The 17,704-nt window shown below is 31.7% G+C and carries 15 protein-coding genes; 4 read left to right on the plus strand and 11 right to left on the minus strand.

Annotation, left to right across the window (positions count from 1 at the left end):
• The first annotated feature begins 150 nt into the window (after positions 1 to 150).
• Complete coding sequence (gene plsY, locus ACSULM_RS07585) at positions 151 to 759, plus strand: glycerol-3-phosphate 1-O-acyltransferase PlsY (protein WP_069996500.1); 609 nt, start codon at positions 151 to 153, stop codon at positions 757 to 759.
• Between the two features lie 326 nt (positions 760 to 1,085).
• Positions 1,086 to 1,382, plus strand: a complete 297-nt coding sequence (locus ACSULM_RS07590) for a HesB/YadR/YfhF family protein (RefSeq protein WP_436853786.1) — start codon at positions 1,086 to 1,088, stop codon at positions 1,380 to 1,382.
• A gap of 158 nt (positions 1,383 to 1,540) precedes the next feature.
• On the opposite strand, the gene menI is transcribed toward ACSULM_RS07590, so the two are convergent.
• The 3 genes from menI to ACSULM_RS07605 form a co-directional block, all read right to left on the minus strand.
• Positions 1,541 to 2,005 carry a 1,4-dihydroxy-2-naphthoyl-CoA hydrolase MenI gene (menI, locus tag ACSULM_RS07595; RefSeq protein ID WP_436861836.1) on the minus strand — a complete coding sequence of 155 codons (465 nt, stop codon included), beginning with the start codon at positions 2,003 to 2,005 and terminating at the stop codon, positions 1,541 to 1,543.
• Between the two features lie 237 nt (positions 2,006 to 2,242).
• On the minus strand, positions 2,243 to 4,951 hold the full coding sequence (acnA, locus tag ACSULM_RS07600; protein ID WP_436861838.1) for an aconitate hydratase AcnA: 2,709 nt from the start codon (positions 4,949 to 4,951) through the stop codon (positions 2,243 to 2,245).
• 309 nt (positions 4,952 to 5,260) lie between these two features.
• Positions 5,261 to 6,904 (minus strand): glycine betaine uptake BCCT transporter, encoded by a 1,644-nt coding sequence (locus ACSULM_RS07605; RefSeq protein ID WP_436861840.1) that lies wholly within the window; start codon positions 6,902 to 6,904, stop codon positions 5,261 to 5,263.
• Positions 6,905 to 7,113: 209 nt separating this feature from the next.
• Here ACSULM_RS07605 and mscL point away from each other — a divergent pair, with 209 nt between their 5' ends.
• Positions 7,114 to 7,470 (plus strand): large conductance mechanosensitive channel protein MscL, encoded by a 357-nt coding sequence (gene mscL / locus ACSULM_RS07610; protein ID WP_069996495.1) that lies wholly within the window; start codon positions 7,114 to 7,116, stop codon positions 7,468 to 7,470.
• Between the two features lie 78 nt (positions 7,471 to 7,548).
• On the opposite strand, the gene sbcC is transcribed toward mscL, so the two are convergent.
• From sbcC to sosA, 7 genes are all read right to left on the minus strand, one after another.
• The gene (gene sbcC / locus ACSULM_RS07615; RefSeq protein WP_436861842.1) at positions 7,549 to 10,578 is read right to left on the minus strand and encodes an exonuclease subunit SbcC; all 3,030 of its coding nucleotides are present in this window, start codon (positions 10,576 to 10,578) and stop codon (positions 7,549 to 7,551) included.
• Positions 10,579 to 11,709 carry an exonuclease subunit SbcD gene (sbcD, locus tag ACSULM_RS07620; RefSeq protein WP_436861844.1) on the minus strand — a complete coding sequence of 377 codons (1,131 nt, stop codon included), beginning with the start codon at positions 11,707 to 11,709 and terminating at the stop codon, positions 10,579 to 10,581. It lies immediately after the preceding gene.
• A 225-nt stretch (positions 11,710 to 11,934) separates the two neighbouring features.
• Complete coding sequence (locus ACSULM_RS07625) at positions 11,935 to 12,402, minus strand: CcdC family protein (RefSeq protein ID WP_436861846.1); 468 nt, start codon at positions 12,400 to 12,402, stop codon at positions 11,935 to 11,937.
• Positions 12,403 to 12,604: 202 nt separating this feature from the next.
• Complete coding sequence (locus tag ACSULM_RS07630; protein ID WP_436853779.1) at positions 12,605 to 12,844, minus strand: YneF family protein; 240 nt, start codon at positions 12,842 to 12,844, stop codon at positions 12,605 to 12,607.
• A 196-nt stretch (positions 12,845 to 13,040) separates the two neighbouring features.
• Positions 13,041 to 15,029, minus strand: coding sequence for a transketolase (tkt, locus tag ACSULM_RS07635; RefSeq protein ID WP_436861848.1), 1,989 nt, complete (start codon positions 15,027 to 15,029; stop codon positions 13,041 to 13,043).
• Between the two features lie 76 nt (positions 15,030 to 15,105).
• On the minus strand, positions 15,106 to 15,354 hold the full coding sequence (locus ACSULM_RS07640) for a DUF896 domain-containing protein (protein ID WP_436861850.1): 249 nt from the start codon (positions 15,352 to 15,354) through the stop codon (positions 15,106 to 15,108).
• 123 nt (positions 15,355 to 15,477) lie between these two features.
• Positions 15,478 to 15,711: a DNA damage-induced cell division inhibitor SosA gene (gene sosA, locus ACSULM_RS07645; RefSeq protein WP_436853776.1), complete on the minus strand. Its 234-nt coding sequence runs from the start codon at positions 15,709 to 15,711 to the stop codon at positions 15,478 to 15,480.
• 142 nt (positions 15,712 to 15,853) lie between these two features.
• On the opposite strand from sosA, the gene lexA reads away from it, so the two are divergent.
• Positions 15,854 to 16,477 (plus strand): transcriptional repressor LexA, encoded by a 624-nt coding sequence (gene lexA, locus ACSULM_RS07650; protein WP_436861852.1) that lies wholly within the window; start codon positions 15,854 to 15,856, stop codon positions 16,475 to 16,477.
• Positions 16,478 to 16,678: 201 nt separating this feature from the next.
• Here the strand turns inward: lexA and ACSULM_RS07655 are convergent, their stop codons facing one another.
• Entirely contained in the window at positions 16,679 to 17,701 is a 1,023-nt protein-coding gene (locus tag ACSULM_RS07655) for a CAP-associated domain-containing protein (RefSeq protein ID WP_436861854.1), read from the minus strand.
• Between the last annotated feature and the right edge of the window lie 3 nt (positions 17,702 to 17,704).

Here is a 17,704-nt window from a genome sequence, read left to right on the forward strand (position 1 = left end):
ATTAGTTATTCTTATATATTTCACGACAAATTGCAAGTATCAAATCCATTTTCAACTAATAAATCATAATCTCTTTCAAATTTTTATTCGTCTTTTCATGGTCTTATATGGTAGAATAATTTTAATGTCATTAAAGGATGTGGATTATATATGATGATAGTAATCATGTTAATACTAAGTTACCTTATTGGTGCTTTTCCAAGTGGCTATGTAATAGGTAAATTATTTTTCAAAAAAGATATTCGTCAATTCGGTAGTGGTAATACGGGGGCAACAAATAGTTTTAGAGTATTAGGAAAGCCTGCTGGTTTCATTGTAACTTTCCTAGATATTTTCAAAGGATTTATTGTCGTATTCTTCCCACTTTGGTTGCCAGTACATGCAGAAGGTCCGATAAGTACATTTTTCACAAATGGTCTCATCGTTGGTGCTTTTGCTATACTTGGACATGTGTACCCAGTTTACCTCGGGTTTAAAGGTGGTAAAGCCGTTGCAACAAGTGCGGGTGTCATACTTGGCGTTAATCCAGTCTTATTATTAATATTAGCAGCAATTTTCTTTGGAATATTATATTTAACAAAGTATGTATCCCTTTCAAGCATTATTGCTTCGATTTGTTGTGTCATTGGCGCACTATTAATTCGGGATTATATCTTGTTTATTGTGAGTATTGGCGTAGGTGTACTGCTTATAATTAGACACCGAACTAATATTGTTAGAATATTCAAAGGTGAAGAACCTAAAATAAAATGGATGTAGCTATTACAAAGATCACTGAATAAAGTTAAATACTTATAAAATTTAAAGTTGAGCCGGAGTCTTAAAAACTCCGGCTTTTTGCATTTTTAGATATAAATAGTTTATCATTTATATCATAATATATTTATAATAATTAAAAGTCATTGCGATAAACCTATGACTGTCTAATTCACAGTTTTGTAGAAAACAATAACATAATTTATTGCAAAATTATGTTATACTATCTTTAATATTACTGAAAATGGGTAATATATATACACACTAATTTATATTAGTAACCAACGCGCACAAGTTTATTACTTGTGAATCGAAAGGAGATTTTTATAGTGAAAATAGAACTTTCAGATAAGGCTGTGTCTTGGTTCAAACAAGAGCTTGAGTTACCTGAAGATGACAAAGTGTTACAATTTTTTGTTCGATATGGTGGAGAATTCCAGCTTAAACAAGGCTTTAGCCCAGCATTCAGCGTAGATAAGAAAGAAGATATAGAAATTGGTTACGAAAATCATTATGACGGTCTAGACGTTGTAATTTCAGAAAAAGACTTATGGTATTTTGAGGATAGTGATTTATTTATTGATGTGAATGATGGCATCGATGAAATTTCATATACTGCAAAATAATCATTTTTAATATGAATAGTTTCAAGTGAATATGTTTTCTTTTGTGGAATTGATAATTCGACTTGAAACAAATTTTAAAAAATAGCGGCACGCATTGATATTTGCGTGTCGCTATTTTTTTACATATACTATATGAATTGTTTTATTGATACCAATCTCTACAATGAAATACCCTCTGTTATTTCAAAATCTTCTTCCATCTTATTACGTTTATCAACTTCTGCGTATACTTTATGCCACTCTGGAAAATACTTATCTAACCGAATGGGCTTAAAGTCTTCTTTTTTTATACATGTCAATGTAGTAGAACCCGTTGTCGCAAGTTCACCTGATTCATTATAAACCTCATATTTATAAATCGAACGCAGTCTTGAATATTTATCCACCCACGTCTTTATCGTTACTTTTTCTGGATAAAAAATAGATTTAATATATTTGATATCTAAATCTACTACTGGTGAAATAACACCTGAATCTTCCATATCTTTGTAACTAAAACCTAACTTTGATATGTAATCCGTTCTTGCTACTTCAAACCATGTAGGATAATTACCATGATAAATAACACCCATCTGATCCGTTTCTGAATAACGTGCCTCAATTGTTGTTAAACTATAAATCATCTTATTGCCCTCTTTTCAATCTTTCATTTCATACACTTTTACTATTTAAATATTAACATAAATCACGTCCTGATACAGAAACCCCATTATTTTAAATAGAAAAATCTAATATACCAATTCTTAAAAACGAGAAATTTTCGGGATAAAATGCCTGCTTCAAAAATCTATCTGTATTCACTGCATTATAAAAAGAGGTTGAAGCAATATCGCCCCAACCTCTGTAAGTTAATAATTTAATTAATTTTGGCCTGCAAGTTTATTTCTTAATACAAGTTGTAAGATACCACCATGACGATAGTAATCCATTTCAACATTTGAATCGAAACGAGCAATTGCTTTAAATTCAATAACTTCGCCATTTTCTTTCTTAGCTTGTACTTTTACTAAGTCATGCGGCTTAACATTTTCATCAATGTCAACAGAGATAACTTCAGTACCATCGATACCTAAACTATCAGCTGATTCACCTTCTTGGAATTGTAACGGTAATACGCCCATCATTACTAAGTTTGAACGGTGAATACGTTCATAACTTTGAGCAATAACCGTTTTAACACCTAATAAGTTTGTACCTTTAGCTGCCCAGTCACGTGAAGAACCCATACCATAGTCATTACCTGCTAATACAACTAATCCAGTACCGTCTTCTTTGTATTTCATAGCTGCGTCAAATATAGACATTTGTTCGCCTGTTGGCCAATAAGTAGTATAACCACCTTCTGTACCTGGCGCTAATTGGTTTTTAATACGAATATTGGCAAATGTACCACGTACCATAACTTCATGGTTACCACGACGAGAACCATATGAGTTAAATTGACGAATTGGTACGCCATGTTCGATTAAATATTTACCTGCTGGTGTATCTTTACCGATTGCACCTGCTGGAGAAATATGGTCAGTCGTTACAGAGTCACCAAATTTGCCCATTACACGTAAGTTATTTAATGCATCAATTGTTCCAGGTTCTTTAGATAAACCTTGGAAGAATGATGGATTTTGAATATATGTTGATTCTGGATCAAAATCATATAATGGCTGATCCGTAACATCAATTTCATTCCACATTTCATTGTTGTTATATACAGTTTCATATTCTTCTTTGAATAAAGCTGGTGTTACAACTGTATCTACAGTGTCTGAAACTTCTTTGATTGATGGCCAAATATCTTTTAGATATACATCTTCGCCATCTTTACCTTTACCAAGTGGTTCATTTTGCAAGTCAATATCAACCGTACCTGCTAATGCATAAGCAACAACTAATTGTGGTGATGCTAAATAGTTTGCTTTAACTAATGGATGAATACGACCTTCAAAGTTACGGTTACCTGATAATACAGACGTAACTAGTAAATCTTCTTTAGCAATCGCTTTTTCGATTTCTTCTAATAATGGACCAGAGTTACCAATACATGTTGTACAACCATAACCAACAAGGTTAAAGCCTAAATCATCAAGATATTTATCTAATCCTGAATCTCTTAAATAACCTGTTACAACTTTAGAACCTGGCGCTAATGAAGTCTTAACATATTCTGGTACTTCAAGCCCTTTTTCAACTGCTTTTTTAGCAACAAGTCCAGCACCTAACATTACATATGGGTTAGATGTATTTGTACATGATGTAATAGCAGCAATCGCTAAATCACCAGTCTTCATCGTTGTTGAAGTGCCATCTTTAAATTCGATTGTTGCAGTCTTATCAAATTCGCTTTCGTCGAATCCATGACCTTGGTTACCAGCTGGAGCAGTAACAGATTTTTCAAATTCTTTCTTCATATCACTTAAGAAAATTAAGTCTTGAGGACGTTTTGGTCCTGATAATGAAGCTTCAACTGTAGATAAATCTAACTCTACAACATCAGTGTAGTCTGGCTCATCTTTATCTACTGTAAAGAACATGCTATTTTCTTCTAAATATGTTTTAACAAGTTCAATTTGTTCTTCTGAACGACCAGTTAAACGTAAATATTTTAATGCTTCTTCATCAACTGGGAAGAAACCACATGTTGCACCGTATTCAGGAGCCATGTTAGCGATTGTTGCACGGTCAGCTAATGGTAAGTGTTGTACACCAGGACCGAAGAATTCAACAAATTTACCTACAACGCCTTTTTTACGTAATTCTTGAGTAACGCGTAATGCTAAGTCTGTTGCAGTAGCACCTTGTGGTAAAGCATTAGATAATCTAACGCCTATAACTTCTGGAATTGGGAAGTATGAAGGTTGTCCTAACATACCTGCTTCGGCTTCAATACCACCTACACCCCAACCTAATACACCAAGACCATTGATCATTGTTGTATGAGAGTCCGTTCCTACTAATGTATCTGGGAATGTAACTGTTTCACCGTCAACTTCACGAGCATGAACTACATTCGCTAAATATTCTAAGTTTACTTGGTGAACAATACCAGTTGCTGGTGGTACAGCACTATAGTTATTAAATGCTTTTGTCGCCCAGTTTAAAAATTGGTAACGTTCATAGTTTCTTTCAAATTCTAATTTCATATTACGTTCTAATGCATCTGGATTTGCATAACTATCTACTTGAACAGAGTGGTCAATGACTAAATCCACAGGTACTTCTGGATTAATTTTATTTAAATCGCCACCTACATCGTTCATCGCTTTACGTAATGAAGCTAAATCTACGACTGCAGGTACACCTGTAAAGTCTTGTAAAATAACACGTGATGGTTTGAAAGGCACTTCACCTTCTGAACCTTTAGTAAAATCAGACAATGCTTTAATGTGCTCGTCAGTAATTACAAAACCATCTTCTTGTCTTAACACTGATTCTAGTAGTACTCTAATTGAATATGGCAATTGCGATACCTTAGTTAAACCTTGTTCTTCTAAAGTATTCAAATCATAGTAAGTGTATGATTTCCCGTTTAAATCAAACGATTTTTTCGCTTGCTGCTTAATATTAGAAGCCATATAAATCCCCCTTGAAATTTTTGTTATATATGCCGTTAATTAAATTGTATAATTATATGTAGTTTAAAACAACTAGATAGCGTTAGAAACCTCTGCAATTTAGTTTCGAATTTTCAATCGGTATGTATAAGAAATACTTATCATTAGCTAACTGTGTAATAAGTTATTATTATCAATTGAGAATCATTATCACTTCTATTTTCTTTAAAATCTCTAATCATACTTATTTTAAAGTTAAATTATGCATTGAATAACATAAAAAAGCTAAGGACCTCAATGATCCTTAGCTTTTAAAAATGAACAAAACTATTACTTTTCTGATTTTTCAGCGTTTCTTAAAGGTGTACGTTTTTCAATAATATCTTCTTCATAATCTTCTTGTTGATGTTGAACATAATCTTGTAATCTATGTTTATTCGGTGTCAATGTTAGACCTAAGAATTTACGTTCTTGGTTCGCATCTTTATAGAATGAAATCATCATCATTATTACTACAAAGGAGAACGGCAAGGCACTTATGATAGCGGCACTCTGAATTGCATTGAGTGCTTTTGCACCGTCACCGCCACCAGCAAATAATAATACGAATGCGATTAATGATTGTGACACACCCCATGTTACTTTAACAACATTTGAAGGCTCTAAAGAACCATATGTCGTTTGCATACCTAGTACGAATGTAGCTGAGTCTGCTGATGTGATAAAGAATGAAGCGATTAGCACTAATGCGATAATGGATAATATCATTCCTAATGGAAGATGGTTAAACACACCAAATAATTGTGTTTCAGCAGTCATGTTGAATAGCTCTGGATGTTTTTTACCTGTTTCAATGCCTAAGACACCAAATACACTAAACCAGATAAAGCTAATAATAACTGGTACTAAAAGTACGCCTCCGATAAATTCACGAATTGAACGTCCTTTAGAAACACGTGCAATGAATATACCTACGAATGGGCTCCAACTTAACCACCAACCCCAATAGTAAAGTGTCCAACTAGACATCCATTCACGTTTTTGAGGGTTTTGCGCTGCAGTATCAAAAGTATTTAATAAGAATGAATTTAACAAGCTACCTGTTGAACTTGTCATCATGTTTAATATTAAAACAGTTGGTCCAATGATTAATACTGCAATCATCAATATTGCACCTAAGCTAATGTTTAAGTTACTTAAGTATTGGATACCTTTACTTAAGCCTGACCAAGCACTCATAATAAATAACACAGTTACTACAACTATGATTATCGCTTGTACCCAAACATTATTTGGTATACCGAATAAGTAATGTAGCCCACCATTGATTTGTAATGCTCCCATACCAAGTGATACAGCAACACCTACTACTGTAGCGAATACAGCAAGTACATCAATGATTGTCCCAATTGGGCCTTCAACTTTATTTCCTAAGATAGGACGTAATGTTCTTGAAATCAAACCTGGTTCGCCTTTTCTAAATTGGGCATATGCAAGTGCTAATGCAACTACGCCATAAATTGCCCAAGCATGGAATCCCCAATGGAAAAATGTTGAACGTAGAGCTTCTGTATATGCGGCAGTAGTTTTTGGATCTGCATTAGGTGGTGACGCAAAATGAGCCATTGGCTCTGCTGCACCATAGAATACTAACCCAATCCCCATTCCAGCACTGAATAACATTGCAAACCAAGAAACCGTGTTGAATTCTGGCTTGTCATTCGGTTTTCCTAATTTCAATTTACCAATCGGGCTAAAGATTAGGAAAATACAGAAGAAGACAATAAATGTTGTAAGAATTAAGTAATACCATCCAAGTTTATCCGTTATCCATAGTTTTATGTTATTAGTAACTGAATCAAATTGTGCTGGCATAATCGCACCAATTATGACTACAATTGCTACTAATATTGCACTATAGATAAAAACCGGAGATATCTTCTTACCATTAGGTTGGTTACTAGAAGAATTCATAATTAATTACTCCCTTTCTTATCATATTAAATTTTCGAACTCCAAAATAGAAATTTTAGCTTTTCTAAATATCTCTATTTTATGTAATAGCCACGTATTACGATAACAAAACAATGAGTTAATTTCAAATTTCGTTAAAAAAACTATTTTCTTAAATTTCAATTTAATGTATACTAATCTTTAAATTCAATTTAAGAGGAGTTAATTATATGTTTAAGGAATTTAAAGAGTTTGCACTTAAAGGCAACGTATTAGATTTAGCAGTAGCTGTAGTTATGGGTGCAGCATTCAATAAAATTGTTACAGCCTTAGTTTCTTACATTATTATGCCATTAATTGGTTTAATATTCGGAACAGTTGATTTTGCTAAAAGTTGGTCATTTATGGGGATCAAATATGGTATGTTCGTTCAATCAATCATAGACTTTATTATCATTGCATTTGCATTATTTATCTTTGTAAAAATAGCAAATACTTTAATGAAAAAAGAAGAAGAAGAAGAAGAAATCGAAGAAAATACAGTATTGTTAACTGAAATTCGCGATTTATTACGTGAGAAGAACTAAATATTTTTAAAAGACCAATCAGATGGATGCATTTGATTGGTCTTTTCTTATATTCAATTACAAATAATGAAGGTACAGTTATTGTTTCTTAAATTGTGCTGAACTTTGATATTGTTCTGTTATAACTTCTAAAATTATTGGAATTCTCTGTTTCAACTCACTTACATGTGAAATAATACCTACCATTCGTCCACTAGATTTCAAACTTAAAAGTGTATCTAATGCCGTTTCTAAAGTTTCTTGATCTAGCGTACCAAAACCTTCATCGACGAACATTGAATCTAATGCTATTCCACCCGACTCTTGTTGAACAATCTCACTTAATCCTAGGGCTAAAGCTAATGAAGCTTGGAAAGTTTCACCACCAGATAAAGATGTAATATGTCGTGATTGATTTGAGTGAGAATCAAACACGTCAATTTCAAGTCCACTGTAGCCTTGTGAAATTTGTGATCTTCTCGTTAATTGATATCTTTGACCAGTCATTAGTGCTAATCTTTGATTAGCTTGAGCTAGAATTCTTTCTAAGTAGTAAATTAATACATAGTTCTCAAGTGTTAATTTTTGATCATTTTTTCCTGCTAAAATCTCTGCTAACTGGAAAATTTCTTGTTGCGTTTGCAACGCATTGTTTAGTGTTTCTATTATAGTTTTTATTTCGTTTATTTTTTTCTGGTTAAATGCCATTTTATAATCATGTTGATTTAATGTTGTGGATATCGTTTCTAGGTTTATTTGCTTATTTTTATAGTCTTCAGTTAACTTTTCTATATCTTCTGGTTTTCTTCCCCTAGTTTCTTCATTTAATTGGTTAATTATTAATTCAAATGATTGTTTCGATTTTTTAAATGATTCTACTTCGTTTTCTAGTGTTTCTTTTTCTGATGATTGAGCTGTTGCTTGATAAACTTGGTCAAGTGATGTAAATCCGATACTCTGCATTTCTTCTTGGATTTTACTGTCATTTTTTTCAATATCATTTTGTAACTCATTTTTATTTTTATCTAAATAACTTTTACTATTACGTTCCACTGCTAGCGTACCATTTAAATTTTGAATTTTTTGTTCTAATTCAGTTGTTTTATTGTCAAATTCACTCACTTTATTAAAATAGTGGTTAAAAATGTCAACGAATTGACTTACAACCTTATAGCCTGTTGTGTTCTCAAAATCGTTAATAATCGTTTCATTATGTGTTAATTTATGCTCTTTATTTTGTATAACTATCTGCAATTCATGATAATTTTTTTCTAATTTCTGCTGATTTAAGTTCAATTTTTCGATAGCTTCATTTTCTTTTTCAACTATAATTTTTTCTTCTTGTTTATTAGAAACCTCTAATTCAAGTGTTTTGTAATCAGTTAATTCAATCGATTTCAAATCATATTTAAGTAATTGTTCGTCAATATATTGCAATTCACTCTCATATTTTATTTTACTTTCCTTTAATTTATTTCTTTGTGTTTCGAGTTCTGTGAGTTGCTTTTCTCTTTTGATTAATTCTTCAAAATTAATATGTTCTTCTATAGTATCGATATGACTTCCACAAATGGGACAAGTATCTCCTAATTGGATTGAGGATTGTATTTGCAGGATTATTTCTCTCTTATCATTCAAATGAATATTTGTCTTATCGATAGTTTGATATTTATCTATTAATTCAGCTAATTCACATTCCGTTTCTTTCAAAACCGCTTGCTTTTGTGCCTTCCTTTTTGACAATTCATCATAATCTCTTTTATCTTGTTCGTTTTGTTTTAACGTTTTAATTTCGTTTTTTAAATCATATATTTCTTCATTTATATATTCTAATTTTTTATAATTTGGTTGCCGTTGTTTTAATTGATTTTGTATATCTATTATTTTATTTTTTTCGCTTTCTAATTGGTCACCCAATTTCGAAAGTTCCACTTTATATAACGTGTAATGATTATATGCTTGGCTATATTTTGAAGATTTATCATAAAAAACCTTCGTTTTATCAATAAATTCACGATATTGTTTTATTTTATCTGCATTTATTTTATACAAATCTAATTCATTAATACTTTTTTTAATTTTTTCTTCAAGCTCTTTTAAATACTGCTTTTTTTGCTGTATTTCAATATTTATTTTCTCGTTTTTTGAAATTAAATTTTCTTTTGAGTCTAATAGATTTGCAATTGGTCGTACTTCATTAATTTCTTTAATACGTTTCATTTTATTTTTGATTTCATCTTCATTTAGCAACAATAAATTATATTCTTTTCGTTTAGCCTCTAATTGTTTTAATGATTCTTTTAATTTCACATTATCATTTAATTTAATTTCTGCTTGGTTTAATAGTTCTTGATTGGATTCCTTTTGTTGCTTCAAATCCTTTTGAATTGCTATCGCTTGCTGTTCAAATTCTGGTAATACTTCGAGCAAATGATTCATTTGTCTAGCATTAATCATTTTGTATTCATATAAATTGTCATCATCAAATGTTTCGATTTCTTGCCAAAAATTTTCTAACGTATTAAATTGTTGTTCAATGTGTTGTCTAACCTCTTTCACATCATCTGTGAGTTGTTTTTGTATTTCTTCAAACCTTTGGCTATTAAACAAAGTTCTTAAAATCTCTTGTTTTTCTGAACTTTTTGATAACAGAAATCTTTTAAACTCTCCTTGAGGTAAAATAAATAACTGTCTAAATTGTTCTGCATTTACACCTAATAATTGTTTGATATATTGATTTCCATTGTTTATTTTACTTTCTCTAAGTATAAATTGATCATTTTCTAGTTGATATACTGCTAGTTGACCCAGTGTTTTATTTTTATTTCCTTCTTTTATAAAAGCACCTTGCCGTTGAATTTTAAAAACATGATTACGTAAGTTGAATTCAAATTCAACTTTCATAGGCATGTTATTTTCCGCAAAATGACTTCTTAAATCTCCTTCTTTTCTGTCTTTGGTTGAAGCTTCACCAAATAATGCATATACTATTGCATCGAAAATCATAGTTTTACCGGAACCTGTTTTACCACTAATTAAAAATAGTTGATTGTTATTCACATAAGTAAAATCTATCGTTTCATTCAAAAATGGTCCAAAATTATTTAATTCCAATTTAATAGGTCTCATTTAGTTAGTATCTCCTTCTAGTAATTGAGACATAATTTTTCTTACTTTTTCATTTTGACTTTTAGTAAGTTGTTCATCTGTAATACTTTGATAAAAATTTTCTATTATCGTCGTATCATCTAGTTTTTGTATTTCAATATTTTCATGATGTAATGGTGTATTAAAATCAAATGTCTGATTAGTAAGCGCCAATGTATTTGGATATATTTGTTTTAAATGCATCATTGGATCATTCACATGAGACATATGCTTTAATTTAAAATGAAAATAATTATCCTTATGCTTAACGGCTAATTTTTCTTGAATGGCATCTTCATAATCTCCTTCAATAACTTCCAATTGTCGTAATGGTTGTAATTGAATAAATTTATCAGTAATCTTGTTTTCTATAATTTCTAATTTCTTATATCCTTTAGGTTGATTCGCTTCTGAAAAAGAATACTGTAAAATTGATCCACTATAATTAATAAAATTTGATTTGATACTAAAAGGATGGTGCAAATGCCCTAGCATGACTCTATCAAATTGATGAAAAGCGTCCTCAGACACAGATTCCACTGTACCAATTGTGAGTGGCCTTTCCGATTCTGATCGTATCCCGCCTTGCACAGTTAAATGGCCAATTAAAATGTTAATTTTTTCTTTATCCATAACTTCTGACATTTTTTCCAAGGATTTTTTTAGAGCCTGTTGATGTGTCTCTATAGATTTATCATCAAAAAAAGATTGTACCTCATTAATAGTTGCAAATGGCAGCGTATAAAAATCAACATTCCCAATCGAAATTGGATTGTTAATATCTTGAAGGTTCGTACGAATATACATTCTAGACTTTTCAAACCATTTTGCACCATAGTTTAACCGCTCTCTACTATCATGGTTACCATTTGTCATTATTAAAGGTATATTCATCTTCAAATTCAAAGTATCAATGACAGATTCTAATAATTGTATCGCATCTTTATTTGGATAACTCGTATCATATAAATCTCCTGCAACTACAATGACATCTGGTTGTTCTTCTTCCATTGCCAATATAAATTTATCTAGTATATACTGTTGATCTTCTAATAGAGATTTACCATTTAAAATTCTTCCCAAATGCCAATCAGCCGTATGTATAATTTTCATATAATCACCCTCCACAGAACATTTGTTCGTATATAATTTTAGCTCAATTTTCCCTTCTTATCAACTAAAAAAAATAAGGCTGGACAATTTTGTCACAGTCTCTAAGTTATAGTTTTAACAATCAATGACTGATTGAAAACAAAAGATATTAATCTACTCTAATCTATTTATTAAATCTATCCTAGTACGTATTCAAATTGCTAAGTTAATTTTGAATATATTACATTATTTTATTAACGTTTTTTTAACTTTCTTATATTTATATAGCATAGCTAAACGCCAAGGAACAATCATGCAAAAAGCGAGTAAGAAAAACATACCAGCTATTTCTCCAGGATCTATTTGATTACTAATAAAAATTTTAATTACCGTACGTATTAACAATAGTGAAATTAAAATGATTGGAAAAGCTTTAGATCGTTTCATATATATTTCACTACCTTGCGTTTCAAACCTAGAAGTCCAAATTAAAATTGTAGAAAATAAGACTCCTAGTATAATACATTCTATTATTTCTAATCCTGTTAACCTAAAATATGGTACGACATACATTAATGCACCTGTCGCCATGAAAAAGGGTGGAAGTATAATTTTCTTTTCATTAACCGGAAATTGCTGTGCCTTCATTCTTATAATGATTACGCCAATACCCATTATAAATGCAAAAGCAATCGAAAAAATTAAATACAACATGCTTACACCTTCTTTACGTCTCTAAAAGTGATATTTACTTTCGTTAGTATATCATTTAACAAAGTAATAATCAGTAATTATAAATCGAATTCTATATAATTTTTAGATAACTAAATGTTCTTATCACCATAACCCCGCCACAGACAAAAATAAGGGCTGACAACTACTTCTTGGAAGTAGCTCTCAGCCCTTTAATGATGCGTTATTTAGACTTTTTCATTTGGTCTTGTTGATTTTTATTCATCATAGACATCATTTGATTTATTTTCTTTTGAGAAGGTTTTTGACCCATTTGCATCATCATCATACGTAGCATTTCTTCATTGATTGGTGGGTTCTTTTTAAGATAATCCATCATATATTTTCTTGCAAGTAAAAATCCACCTACTAAACCTAAAATTAATGCTAACACGATTAATACAATTGCTAACCAAGTTGCCATTGTTTCACCCACTTTCCTATCCTAATGAATTTTACTAAAATAAGTGCTCCATTTCAAGAGCAATAATATTTATATTACTTTCGACTTATGTATTATATCAACTCGAAAATCATTTTGTAAATATTAGCTTTTATATCACAGAAAAATGGTATGAGCGTTTAATTCTCATACCATTTAACTTAGTACCTATTTCAAATTAAAATGTTTGAATTTGATTCAAAATATTTTCTTTTGTAAAACCATATTTTTCAACAACTAAATCACCAGGCGCACTTGCTCCAAAACCATCGATACCGATAACTTTACCTTCAGTGCCTACATATTTATGCCAACCAAGCGGTGATGCCATTTCGATAGCTACACGTTTAGTGATTGATGCTGGTAATACAGATTCTTTATATTCATCTGATTGTTGATCAAAAGCATTCCAGTTTGGCATAGATACAACACGTACGCCTTTACCTTGTGCTTCTAAATCTTTAGCAGCTTCTATTGCTAAATTAACTTCAGAGCCTGTAGCTAATAATAAGAACTCTGCAGCTTTATCCGATTCAAATACTACATATGCACCTTTACGCACACCTTCTTCTACGGTCTTTTTGTCAAGATCCATTGTAGTTAAGTTTTGACGTGTTAATACTAATGAAGTTGGTGTTGATTCTGATTCTAATGCTACTTCCCACGCTACTCTTGTTTCGTTACCATCAGCTGGACGAATTACATTCATGTTTGGAATTGCTCTTAAACCTGCTAATTGTTCAATAGGTTCATGTGTAGGTCCATCTTCACCAACAGCAATTGAATCATGTGTAAATATGAATGTAGAATTAAGTCCCATAATTGATGATAATCGTAAAGCTGGTTTTAAATAATCGCTAAATACGAAGAAAGTTGCTCCATATGGGTGTAATCCACCGTGTGCAGCCATACCATTCACTGCAGCACCCATTGCAAATTCACGTACACCAAACCAGATATTTTTACCTTCTGGTGTCGCTTTATCAAAATCTGGCGCTTCTTTTACGTTAGATTTATTTGAACCAGCTAAGTCTGCTGAACCACCAAAGAATGAAGGTACCGTCTTGCTTAGCGCTTGTATTACTTCACCTGAATCTGCACGAGATGCACCACTATGTCCAGCTTCAAAATGCGGTAATGCCTCACTATAATCTACTGGTAATTTCCCACTAATTGCTAATTTGAATTCTTCTGCAAGTTCTGGATACTTAGTAGTATATTCTTCGATAAGTTTATTCCATGATTCTTCTTTTTCATTTGCACGTTTTAACATACTTTGTTGGAATATTTCATATACTTCTTCAGGTACATTGAAACGTTTTTCAGGATCTAATCCATATTTTTCTAACGCTAATTTTCTTTCATCTTCTCCTAATGGCGCTCCATGAACACCATGCGTACCTTCTTTGTTTGGTGCACCAAAACCTATAATTGTTTTAATTTCAATAATAGTTGGCACATCTTGAGATTTAGCTTCTTCAATCGCTTTATCAATTGCGTCTAAATCATTACCATCTTTAACAAGTATGTGTTTCCAACCATATGCTTCAAAACGCCCTTTAATGTCTTCAGAAAATGCTTTATCCAAGTCACCATCTAATGAAATATCATTTGAATCATATAGTACAATTAGTTTATCTAATTGATTATGACCAGCTAATGAAGCTGCTTCATGTGATATTCCTTCCATTAAATCTCCATCAGACGCTAACACATATGTGTAATGATCAACAACTTTAGCATCTTGTTTATTAAATTTACCAGCTAAATGTTTTTCAGCCATAGCCATACCAACAGACATTGCAAACCCTTGTCCAAGTGGACCTGTAGTCACTTCAACACCATCTGTATGTTTAAACTCAGGATGACCAGGAGTTTTTGAACCCCATTGTCTGAATTGTTTTAATTCTTCTAATTCTAAGCTTCCTGATACATGTAACAAACTATATAAGAGAGCTGAACCATGACCTGCTGATAACACAAAACGATCTCTATCAAAGAAATTTTTCGATTGGGGGTTAAAGTTCAAATGACGCGTCCATAATGTATAAGCCATCGGAGCAGCACCCATAGGTAATCCTGGGTGTCCTGAATTAGCCTGTTCAACTGCATCGATACTTAACGCTCTAATCGTATCGACTGCTAATTGATCTTTTTCTTTATTCATCTATATGACTTCCTTTCTTCTAGCAAGATTCTAACCTATTATACCTTATTTATTATTCATTTAACAAAAAATTGATTTAGTCTTTTCCTTCTTGTTCTTTTGCATCTAAAATATTTTTTACTTTGTCAGGAGTAACATCATTTCCTTCTGGGTCAATAACTCTTGTACTCTCTATTTGTTGTTTGAATTTTTTTCTGAACGATTTTAAATACGCTTCTCTTAATTTAGATTGCTCTTTAGCTTCTTTTTCTGTCAATCCTTGTTCTTTTTTCTTTTTTGCCAATTCATTAATTCGTTCTAAATCTACGCCATCTACATTAGTCATGACATACCTCCGTTATTTTTTCATATAGAAAAATATAACAAAAAATTGAGCGAAACAAAATCGTTTCGCTCATTATCCCCAGTCTCTTCATACACCTCTATTCTATTTATATATACGCTGTTACTAATGTACTGAAGCAAAAACAGGTTGAGCTTCATGTTCGCTTTTTTGCTCTGTTTCAACATTTTTTTGTTCGTTGTCACTTGATTGTTGCACCATTTGATGATCTGTCATTTCGTACGTTTGTTCTGAATTCGCATTGTTATGTGCACTTAATATAAATAGTGCGCATAGTACCATTGTTACAACTAATACTACCATATAAGCTTTTATTTGAGATTTATTTATTTTTATCATTTAAGGTCACTCCTAGAACATTTGTTTGTAATAATACTTTATCAGAACGCTTGTTCTGTGTCAACACCGAAACGAACAAACGTTTGTAATTTATAGTTACACATGCTATAATTAAGTCAAATTAAATTAGGGAGTGCCTATTATGAGAGAGTTAACAAAAAGACAAAATGAAATATTTGAATATATAAAACAAACTGTTCATTCGAAGGGATATCCACCAAGTGTAAGAGAGATTGGCGAAGCTGTTGGCTTAGCTTCTAGTTCAACTGTGCACGGACATTTATCTAGATTAGAAGAAAAAGGCTATATAAGAAGAGATCCAACTAAGCCACGTGCTATCGAAATTGTAAACGAACAATTAGGTGAACCAATTAACATGGAAGAAACTATCCATGTTCCTGTTATAGGTAAAGTAACTGCAGGAATACCTATAACAGCTGTGGAAAATGTCGAAGAATATTTTCCTTTACCAGAGCATTTTACTTCGACACATAATAGCGATATATTCATATTAAATGTTGTTGGGGATAGTATGATTGAAGCTGGGATACTTGATGGTGATAAAGTAATTGTTAGAAGCCAAACAATTGCTGAAAATGGCGATATTATTGTTGCTATGACCGAAGAAAACGAAGCTACTGTTAAACGTTTTTTCAAAGAGAAAACGCAATATCGCTTACAACCTGAGAACAGCTCAATGGAGCCAATATATTTAGATCAAGTTGCTGTACTAGGTAAAGTAGTAGGATTATTTAGAGAAATGTAATTAACTGAATCAACAAATCAAAGACACTCTCAAAAAAATAAGAGGTTGCGCATTTTGCGCAACCTCTTATTTTTCATTCTTTTTCTCTAAAATATCTTTCACTTTTTCAAGTATATCTTCTGTTCGATCTTCTTTATTAGTTGTCATAAATTATTCATCCTCACACGTTTAAGGATACCCTTATGCAACACAAAATAAACATTAACCAGAATAATTTTCTGTCCAATATGGTTGTCTATCTTCATTGAAATCAACACCCACACCAAGTGTTTTAAAGTCTTGTTTTAATATATTTTTTCTGTGTCCTAACGAATTCATTAATCCTTCGTGTGCATAAATACTGCTTGTTTGTCCATAAGCTAAATTTTCGCCAGCGGTATTAAAATCATGACCATCAGCTTTTAACCTGTCAAATGGAGACTCCCCTGATAAGTTATTGTGATCAAAATAACGATTATCAGCCATATCCTTACTGTGTTTTCTTGCAGTATTGGATATACTTTCTGAATAATTTAAAGGCTCTAATTGATGTTGAACACGTTCAGCATTGACTAAATCAAAATTTTGCAATTCAAAACTTTTAGCCAATCCATCTGAAGGTGCGCCATACTGTTCTTGCAAGCGGTTCTCCATCTTATCACTTACTTGTAGAAGTGCCGTTAAATTATTATCTCTATGCTTATCATAGAACACAGTTGTATATATTTGATCTTTATGAAAATTATCAAAACCATCATCTTGAACGTCGAATTTTACTCGTCCTTTTTGCTTTTCAGTAATAGGCTGACCTAATCGTTCTCGCACAACTGATTTAGGCGAGCCATACTTTATCTTTGATTTAGAAGAAATAACATTTTGATTACTATATAAAGCATGTACTTTATGATCAATGTAACTTACCATTACAAATGATTTATAATTGTTAGAGAAGTACGTATACCATTTTGTACCATATTCGTTTGATGTTACTCTTTGAGGCGTACCAAGTTTATCTTCAACATCTTGTTTCGACATATTCATTTGAATATTGTTTACAGCAAAATCTTGTTTACTAGGTACTTTTAATGTATCGGTTGTCATTGATTTATCCGTAGTCCAACTATTCACTTTAGATTTAAAAGTTTGCTGTAATGAAACCATTGGTGCTGCTTCTTTAATAGGAGCTATTAGGACAATCGCCAAGAAAATTACTACGTATAATAAAAATTTTCTAATTTTATACACCTA

The sequence above is a fragment of the Staphylococcus caeli genome (assembly GCF_051413795.1).
Classification (GTDB): Bacteria; Bacillota; Bacilli; order Staphylococcales; family Staphylococcaceae; genus Staphylococcus; species Staphylococcus caeli_A.